The organism is Kribbella sp. NPDC049174 (genome assembly GCF_043197365.1).
GTDB lineage: Bacteria > Actinomycetota > Actinomycetes > Propionibacteriales > Kribbellaceae > Kribbella.
On record NZ_JBICSZ010000004.1, the window covers coordinates 452,546 to 460,488 of the forward strand.

The 7,943-nt window shown below is 67.5% G+C and carries 5 protein-coding genes; 2 read left to right on the forward strand and 3 right to left on the reverse strand.

Translation table 11 applies throughout. The annotated features are described in order from the left end of the window. The first annotated feature begins 36 nt into the window (after positions 1 to 36). Positions 37 to 1,248 (forward strand): MFS transporter, encoded by a 1,212-nt coding sequence (locus ACGFIF_RS24210; RefSeq protein WP_393157449.1) that lies wholly within the window; start codon positions 37 to 39, stop codon positions 1,246 to 1,248. On the opposite strand, the gene ACGFIF_RS24215 is transcribed toward ACGFIF_RS24210, so the two are convergent. Continuing rightward, entirely contained in the window at positions 1,235 to 3,736 is a 2,502-nt protein-coding gene (locus ACGFIF_RS24215; protein ID WP_393157451.1) for a DEAD/DEAH box helicase, read from the reverse strand. The genes ACGFIF_RS24210 and ACGFIF_RS24215 overlap by 14 nt on opposite strands. A gap of 143 nt (positions 3,737 to 3,879) precedes the next feature. Between ACGFIF_RS24215 and ACGFIF_RS24220 the strand changes: the two genes are divergently transcribed. Further along, positions 3,880 to 5,139, forward strand: coding sequence for an SGNH/GDSL hydrolase family protein (locus ACGFIF_RS24220; protein ID WP_393157453.1), 1,260 nt, complete (start codon positions 3,880 to 3,882; stop codon positions 5,137 to 5,139). A 46-nt stretch (positions 5,140 to 5,185) separates the two neighbouring features. Here the strand turns inward: ACGFIF_RS24220 and ACGFIF_RS24225 are convergent, their stop codons facing one another. Together ACGFIF_RS24225 and ACGFIF_RS24230 are read right to left on the reverse strand one after the other, a co-directional pair. Beyond that, positions 5,186 to 6,811 (reverse strand): hypothetical protein, encoded by a 1,626-nt coding sequence (locus ACGFIF_RS24225; RefSeq protein WP_393157454.1) that lies wholly within the window; start codon positions 6,809 to 6,811, stop codon positions 5,186 to 5,188. A gap of 2 nt (positions 6,812 to 6,813) precedes the next feature. After that, entirely contained in the window at positions 6,814 to 7,734 is a 921-nt protein-coding gene (locus ACGFIF_RS24230; RefSeq protein ID WP_393157456.1) for a carbohydrate ABC transporter permease, read from the reverse strand. Positions 7,735 to 7,943 lie beyond the last annotated feature (209 nt).

Below are 7,943 nucleotides of genomic sequence, written 5' to 3' on the forward strand. Positions count from 1 at the left end.
TAACGGTTACTGGATGAGGCGGAGGTACTGGTAACGGTGGACAGCGATTTCAAGCGGTTCTGGGCCGGGCAGACGGTGTCCGCGGTCGGCACTCACGTGACGGCGGTCGCGCTGCCCTTGACGGCGGCGCTCACCCTCGACGCGGGTGCCGCGGGCGTGAGTGCGATCGCGACGGCGACCTATCTGCCGAGTGCGGCCTTGCCGCTGCTCGCAGGTCACTGGCTCGAAGGCCGGCGGAAGCGCGGTGTCATGATCGCCACCGACGTGATCCGGGCCGCAGCGGTCGCGGTCATCCCACTCGCCTGGGCGTTCGACCAACTCAGCCTGCCCCTGCTGGTCGCGGTCGCGTTCCTGGTCGGCGCGGCCAGTGTGGTGTTCGACATCGCGTCGTTCGCCTACCTGCCGGACTTCGTGCCCGAGCAGGACCTGCCGGCAGCCAACCGCGCTTTGCAGGGCTCAGCCACGGCCGCACAGGTCGGCGGACCAGGCCTGTCCGGTCTGCTGGTGCAACTACTCGGGCCGGCGATCGCACTGCTGGTCGACGCGTTCTCCTATCTGGCCAGCGCGGTGGGGATCGGGTCGGCACGCCGTACGGAGGTTGCACCCCATGCCACGGACGAACGGCCCAGCCTGTGGGAAGGTGTCCGGCAGATCAAGGTCAGCCCGTTCCTGCGCTCGCTGACCGCACATGCCGCGCTCTACAACGCCTCGGCACAGATCCTGGTCGTCAACCTCGTCGTCCTCGCGGTCAAGGAGCGCGGCCTGTCCGCAGGCGGCTACGGCATCGCGCTGAGTGCGGGCGGTGCCGGCGCGTTCGTCGGGGCGATGATCGGTCTCCGCCTCGCGAAGCGGCTCGGCTACGGCCGGGCGTTCCTCACGTCCCTCGCGCTGTCCACCGGCCTGCCGCTTCTGCTGGCTGTGCTGCCCGGTCGCGGTCTGCAGTACGGCGTACTCCTCGGCGTGGTGCAGTTCGCGGCCGGTATCGGCCTTGGCAGCGCCAATGTGTTGTCGGTGACGATCCGCCAGCTTCTGATCCCCCGTGCATCCCTTGCCCGAAGCAACGGTGCCTATCGGACCTTCACCTTCGGCGTGCTCCCGATCGGTGCTGCGCTCGGCGGCGTGCTGGGCAGCACCTTCGGCACCACGGCAGCCGTCGCGGTCGGAACCGTCGGCATGGCGCTGTCCGCGCTGCCCATGTTCGTCCGGGAGGTCCGGACCCTCGAGACGCCGGTGACTACAGCGGCTTGAACGACACCATCTCGAGGACCAGGTCGCCGGTGTCGTCGGAGGCGCCCAGGTCGACGGTGGCGGTGATGCGCCAGTCGTGGTTGCCTTCCGGGTCGTCGATGATCTGCTGGACCTCCCAGTAGCCGGGGTGCTCCTCGACGATGAACAGGGCCGGTCCACGGGCGGCCGGGCCGGTGTTGAGGGTGGAGTGCTCGGCGTAGTACGCCGTACCGGCCTCGGCCCAGCGGCCGGCGTCCCAGCCGGAGTCGGTGTCGAGTTGGCCGAGCTCGGCCCAGCGGTGCAGCGAGACCAACTCGACGCGGCGGAACAGCGCGTTGCGGACCAGGACCCGGAACGCCCTGCTGTTCAAGGTGATCCGGCGCGGAGCGGCCGGCGTCGGCTCGGCGACCTCCTCGGTCGTCGGGTTGGTCAGCTCCTCCCACTCGTCGAGCAGGCTGGAGTCGGTCTGCCGGACCACTTCACCGAGCCACTCGATCAGGTCGGTCAGGTCCTCGTTCACCTTGTCCGGCGGCACGGTCTGCCGCAGCGCCTTGTAGGCGTCGCTCAGATACCGCAGTACGACGCCCTCGGACCGCGCGAGACCGTAGAAGCCGATGAACTCGCCGAACGTCATCGCCCGCTCGAACATGTCCCGGACCACCGACTTCGGCGACAACCCGGCGTCGGCGATCCACGGATGCGTCTGCCGGTACATATCGAACGTTGCCTCGAGCAACTCGTTGAGCGGCTTCGGCCAGCTCACGTCCTCGAGCAGTTCCATCCGCTCTTCGTACTCGATCCCCTCGGACTTCATCGCGTTCACGGCCTCGCCCCTGGCCTGGTGCTCCTGCGCCCAGAGCACCGCCCGCGGGTCTTCGAGCGTCGCTTCGATGATGGAGACCACATCGAGTGCGTACTCCGGGCTTTCCGGGTCGAGCAGGTCCAGCGCGGCCAGGGCGAACGTCGACAACGGCTGGTTGAGGCTGAAGTCCTTCTGCAAATCGACGGTCAGCCGCAGCATCCGGCCGAACTCGTCCGGCTCGTCCAGCCGCTCGACCACACCCGCGGTCACCAGCGTCCGGTAGATCTGGATCGCCCGGCGGATCAGCCGGACCTGGGCCCGCGCGTCCTCGTGGTTGTCACGGAGCAGATGCCGCATACTCGCGAACGCGTCGCCGTCGCGGGCGATCACGTTCAGCAGCATCGCGTGACTGACCCGCATCCGCGACTGCAACGCCTCGGGCTCGGCCGCGACCAGCCGGTCGAACGTGTCCTCGCCCCAAGTGACGAAACCTTCCGGCGGCTTCTTCCGCTGCACCTTGCGCTGCTTCTTCGGGTCGTCCCCCGCCTTGGCCAGCGCCTTCACGTTCTCCACCACATGATCCGGCGCCTGGACGACGACGGTCCCCGACGTGTCGTACCCGGCCCGTCCGGCCCGGCCCGCGATCTGGTGGAACTCGCGCGCCTTCAGGATCCGCTGCCGGCGTCCGTCGTACTTGCTCAGCGCGGTCAGGACGACGGTCCGGATCGGGACGTTGATGCCGACGCCGAGGGTGTCGGTGCCGCAGATGACCTTGAGCAGACCGGCCTGGGCGAGCTGCTCGACCAGGCGGCGGTACTTCGGCAGCATGCCGGCGTGGTGGACGCCGATGCCGTGTTTCACCAGCCGCTGCAGGGTCCGGCCGAAGCCCTTGCTGAACCGGAAGTGTCCGATCAGCTCGTTGATCTTCTCCTTCTCCTCCTTCGAGGAGACGTTGATACTCGTCAGCGCCTGGGCCCGTTCGAGCGCGGCGGCCTGGGTGAAGTGGACGACGTACACCGGCGCCTGGTGGGTGGTGAGCAACTCCTCGAGCGTCTCGTGCAGCGCGGTGGTGACGTACTTGTAGATCAACGGCACCGGCCGCTCGGCGCTCGACACGATCGCGGTCGGGCGACCGGTCCTTCTCGACAGGTCGATCTTGAACCGCTCGACGTCGCCGAGGGTCGCCGACATCAGGATGAACTGCGCGTTCGGCAGTTCGAGCAGCGGCACCTGCCAGGCCCAGCCGCGATCGGGCTCGGAGTAGAAGTGGAACTCGTCCATCACCACCTGGCCGACATCGGCGGCGGAACCCTCGCGCAGCGCGACGTTGGCGAGCACCTCGGCGGTGCAGCAGATGATCGGGGCACCGGCGTTCACCGAGGCGTCGCCGGTCAGCATGCCGACCTTGTCGGCCCCGAAGATGTCGCACAACGCGAAGAACTTCTCCGACACCAGCGCCTTGATCGGCGCGGTGTAGAAGGTGCGCCTGCCGTTGGCGAGCGCGGCGAAGTGCGACCCGGTGGCGACCAGGCTCTTCCCCGAGCCGGTCGGCGTCGACAGGATCACGTTCGACCCCGTCATCACCTCGATCAGCGCCTCCTCCTGCGCCGGGTACAGCGAGATCCCCTGCTCCCCCACCCAGCTCGCGAAGGCGTCGTACAGGGCATCGGCGTCGGTACTCGCAGGAACTTGCTCGGTCAGCGTCATCGCGAACCATTGTCCCTTACCGCGCTCGATGCCTTTCCCACCCCACGATGTCGGCCGACCGCTCGGCTCGCGAACCCGGCCGTTCGGCGCTGCAACAACTGCAACTCGTTGAGGTTATATCTATTCAACGGTGACTTGGCAGAATGAAAACTTCCTCGTGGCGCCGAGTGGGCGCGAGTGTGCTGGTGATGGCGGTGGGCGCGGCGGGCCTGGTGGACTCCGCGGCCCCGGATGGTTCGGCGGCCGGGTCCTCGGTGGCTGGGGCCGCGGCGGCTGGTGGGCAGGGGACGCAGCTGGTGACGACGTTGGGTGCCAGTGACGACATCGCCGGCGGGACCTTGAACGACATGACGGTGCGGAACATCCTGCGGACGAGTGTGGGCGGGCGTGACCTGCGGATCCGGTTGTCGAACGCCCACGGCGACCAGCCGTTGGTCACCGATTCTGTGTACGTCGGACGACATCAGTCCGGGGCTAGCGTCGTACCGGGGACCAGCCGGCGGTTGACGTTCGGCGGGAAGACGTCGGTGCGGATACCGCCGGGCGGGATGGCGATCAGCGATCCGCTGCCGGGGCCGGTGCCCGCGCAGACGAGCCTGACCGTGAGTCTGCACGTGGTCGGCACGACGGGCGTGATCACGGCGCACAACCGGGCCATGCAACACAACTACAAGTCGACCTCCGGTGATCACGCGGCGGACGAGTCGGCGACGGCGTACCAGACGGAGTCGTCCGCCTGGTTCTTCCTCAATGCGGCGATCGTCAGCGCGCCACGGCAGGACGACACCGTGGCCACGCTGGGCGATTCGATCACCTCGTCGGTCGGTTCGACGATCGACACGAATCGCCGGTGGCCAGATGTTCTCGCCGATCGGTACGCCGCACTGCCCGAGCACCGGCGGCTGGCGATCTCGAACGAGGGGATCTCCGGCAACCGTGTTCTGAACGGCGTCGCGAAGGCCGGCAGTGCTGGGCCGAGTGCGTTGGCTCGGTTGGATCGGGATGTGCTGACCAAGCCCGGCGTACGCACTGTGCTTGTGTTGGAGGGCATCAATGACATCTACGCCGGTGCGAGCGCGGATGAGCTGATCGATGGGTATCGCCAGCTGATCGCACGGGTCCACGCTTCCGGGCGGTGCATTGTCGGCGGGACGATCACTCCGGTGGGTGGGTCGTTCGTTTACACGCCGGAGAAGGAGGCGGCGCGGCAGGCGGTCAACGATTTCATCCGGAACAGCGGGGAGTTCGACGGGGTGGTCGACTTCGATGCGGCCACGCGTGATCCCGCTGAGCCGACGCGTTTGCAGGCTGCGTACGACGGCGGGGACGGGCTGCACCCGAACGACGCGGGCAGTCACGCCATGGGTCATGCGGCCAACCTGGACACCCTGCGCTGCGACTAATAGTAGGCCGCGCGCATCGCCCTGGGGGCGATGCGCGCGGCGGAAGTTACTTTCGGCCTTGGACTGTCATGGCCTCCTCGTATTCGTGGCGGATGGCGTCGCCGCCGGATTTGCGCCAGTCGGCGACCGCCTCGTCCCAGGCCGAGATCTTGGCGCGGCCGAGCTGGATGTCCTTGGTGATGGCGTCCAACCGCGTGTCGAAGACCTTGCCCTTGGTCGACTGGGTCGGCGAGTAGAGCCCGTACGCCGGCTGCAGGACCGCGGTCGGCAGCACCGCCTTGAGGTGGTTGTACGCCACGTCGACCGCGTCGGGGCGACCCGGGAAGTAGACCGGATAGCCGCCGTCGGCCAGGTACTGGATCGGGAACTCGCCCAAGCAGACCTCGCTGCCGCCGGCCTCGGTCAGCACCGGGTCGGTGCCGTTCAAGGTGTAGTGGCGCCCCGGCAGACCGAACTTGCGGAACAGGTACTCCTCGGTCCCAAACGGCGCGGCCATCCAGTTCAGGATCTGCAACAGCAGCCGGGTCCGCTCCGGCGAGCTGGGCTTGATCGCCGCGATCGAGTTGATCGGCTTGCCCAGCAGGACCCGGCCGGGCTTTCCGGCCTGATCACGCACCACCGGTATCGCGATGGCGAAGTCCTTCACGACACTGCGCCGGTAGAAGCTCTGGATCGAGGAGTACGTGTCCTGAGTCATCACCGCCGACCCCTGACTGAACCAGACCTTCTGGTTGTGCTTCGCCACCCCGTCGGGATGGATCAGCCCGTCCACGACCAACTGCCGGCCGATCGAGAGCATCTCCTTGTGTTCCTCGAGTTCGCGGCTGTGCACCAGGCGACCGTCGCGAACCTCCCAGTCGTTCGGCAACCGCAGCATCGCGCTCAGCGCCTTGGTCGGCGGGACGGCGAACGCCCAGCGGTTCTTCTTCTCGTCCGTGACCGCCTTGGCGACCTGGATCAACTCGGCCAGATTGGGCGAACCGAGCTCGACCCCGAGCTTGTCGAGGAGGTCCTGCCTTGCCAGCAGCAGATCGGTCGACATCACCCCGCGCTGGATCGGAACCGCCCGGATGCCGCCGGAGAACACGCACCCGCGCCAGGCGTCGCTGGACAGGTTGGCCAGGAACGGGTAGTCGAGGATCGCGTCGCCGGACAGGTGCTCGGTCAGATCCTGTGCCCGCGCTTCGAGGAACTGCGGCAGATAGGCGAAGGCCCCATCGACGTTGAACAGATCACCGAGGGTGTCTCCGGCCACCGACGTCGCGAACTTGTCGTCGTAGTCACCGGCGGCGGTGATGGTCAGCTGGAGCGGAGAGCCGAGTCTGTTGTTCAGCTCCCGCCAGTACGGGTTGCGGTCTGCGGTGGGCGGGATCGGGTTCGACGTCGGCGCGGACCCGGACACGTCGCTGCCGTCGCCGGGTGGCCCGTCGGTGACCCGGACCGGATCCGCCGGGAACCGGTAGAAGCAGTCCGGCATCAACGGATGGCTCCGAGGCAAGTCCGGCTTCGGTCCGTCGAACCGCCGGTACGTCGGCAACTGCACCGGCTTGTTCAGCGCCGCGATGTCGGTCGACCTGGTCACCGTGGCACAACCGCTCAGACCGCCGGCCGTGGCGACGGCTGCCAGCGATCCGCCGAGAAGGGTTCGTCTGCTGATCCGTTTGCCAGCCATCGTCATCCCTTCACCGCCCCAGTCAGCATGCCCTTGGCGAAGTGCCGCTGGAGGAACGGGTAAACGATCAGGATCGGAACCAGCGAGATCACCAGGATCGCCATCTGGATCGACTCCTGCGGCGGTAGCTGGTCGGCCGCCGCCCCACCGAGATCACCACTGCTGAGCTCGGTGTTGTTGATCACGTACGTCCGCAGTACCAGCTGCAGCGGCCACTTCGCCGTGTCGCTGATGTAGAGCATCGCGCTGAAGAAGGCGTTCCAGTAGCCGACCGCGTAGAACAGGCCGATCACCGCGAGTACGGCGCGCGACAGCGGCAGCATGATCGACCAGAAGATCCGGAAGTCGCCGGCGCCGTCGACCCGGGCCGAGTCGACCACCGAGTCCGGGATGGCCATGAAGAACGCGCGCAGGATGATCACGTTGAAACCGCTGATCGCGGTCGGCAGGATCAGTGCCAGCAGCGAGTCGAGCAGGCCGAACTGCTTGACCACCAGGTAGTTCGGGATCAGGCCAGGGCTGAACAACAGGCTGAACAGGACGATCATCAGCATCGGCCGCTGCCCGAACGAGCCGGGGCGGCTGAGCGCGTACGCCAGCATGGTGGACCCGGCCAGGCTGATCAGCGTGCCGCCGATGGTGATGGTGAAGCTGATCAGCAGTGCCTGCAGCACCACGCCACCGTTGAAGATCGTCCGGTAGGCGTCCAGGTTGATCCCGTCCGGCCACAGCACGAAGCCGCCGGAGTTGGTGACATGGGCCTGACTGGCGATGCTGGTCGAGATCACCCCGATGAAGGGGATGATCACCACCAGGCAGCAGAGCACCAGCACGATGCCCTTGATCGCCCGAACCGGCAGCCCGGGCGCGTCGTCGATACCTTCGGACCGGCTCGGTCGCTCGAGAGTCGATGTCGTGGTCATGGGGCCTCCCGGCCTGGACTGAGGAGCGGAGGGAGCGCAGCGACTGGAGTGACGAGGGAAGGCCGGGAGTCAAAGCCCCATGACCCCCGCGCCGGAGGCGCGGCAATGTGCACAGTCATGGGGCCTCCCGGCCTGGACTGAGGAGCGGAGGGAGCGCAGCGACTGGAGTGACGAGGGAAGGCCGGGAGTCAAAGCCCCATGACCCCCGC